Origin of the sequence: Holdemanella porci, assembly GCF_009696075.1 — a bacterium.
GTDB lineage: Bacteria > Bacillota_I > Bacilli_A > Erysipelotrichales > Erysipelotrichaceae > Holdemanella > Holdemanella porci.
In genome coordinates, this window is record NZ_VUMR01000129.1 from 1 (window position 1) to 1,168 (window position 1,168).

Annotated in this window: 1 protein-coding gene; it reads right to left on the minus strand. The window is 37.5% G+C overall.

Going from position 1 to position 1,168, the window contains the following annotated elements:
• Positions 1-148: 148 nt before the first annotated feature.
• The coding region (locus tag FYJ55_RS10720) for an RNA-guided endonuclease TnpB family protein (protein WP_154556809.1) at positions 149-1,168 on the minus strand (1,020 nt) is incomplete at its 5' end.

The window sequence follows — 1,168 nt, forward strand, 5'->3', positions numbered from 1 at the left end:
GTCAACTACCCACTACCTAAAGGTGGTGGGCTTGTAACTGCCCAGTCGTACTAACGACTTACGTCTCCGACCTTTAACCCCATTAGATATTGCTATCTAAAGTGGCGTTACATCATAGGGTGGTTGACAGCACCCTTTGTAGCAGAGTTTACTCTGTTACAACTGTATTAGGTACTTGGCTATCAGCAAGATAGTTTATTCCCATACGATACAGATTCATAGCTCCTATACGGTCATCATTGGACTTATAGCCACAGTTTTTACAAGTAAACAGATGTATCTTCTTGTTACGGTTTGCCTTTTCAGTATGTCCACAAATAGGACAACACTGACTTGTATAACGGGGGTCAACTTTTATTACAGAAGACTGATTCTGCTTAGCCTTGTAAATTAGTTTCTGTTCAAGGTCATAGAAAGACCATGATACAGATACATAGCGGTCTTTCGTTTTAACTCGCTCTGTGGTATTTCTAACGCCTGACAAATCTTCAAGTACGAATAATGTATGTTTTGGATTGCTCTCAACGAGTGCCTTTGATACACAATGGTTAACATCTTGCATCCAACGGTTTTCTCGTGAACCAATAGCTTTCAGTCTTCGCCTTGAAGATGGAGTTTTTCGCATTTGGAGTTTTTTACGGAGTTTGGAATAGTTAGCACGTTTTTGTTTAATAGTTTTGCCACTGACAAAACCTGACTTGTGCTTACTGTCATAAGTAGCAACGACAAAGTTAATACCTCTGTCAATACCTACGACATTACAAATGTCAGAAATATTACTTTCTTCGACATCATGAGTTACGGGTATGTGAAGATAGTATTTACCATGTTTATTTGTGAGCTTAGCTGTACCAAACTTGTAGATTGTGTGGTCAAAATATTTAGACATACCTTCAGCAAAATATGGCAGCTTAACACGACCATTAAGTGTATTCACAGAAAAACAGTTCTGAGTTAAAGAATAATCTCTGTTCCAAACCAAATCATACTGAGGCTTTTTGAAGGCTGGCTGTATCCACTCATTTTGATTTTCGAGAATGGTTTTATATTTTGCAATAACCGTTTTCAAAACAGACTGAGCCATTTGCGATTTAAGACCAAATTTTTCTCTTAGAGTAGAATACAAAACCTTATTAAGTGAAAACTGCTTTAAATCATGAGTTTGGAA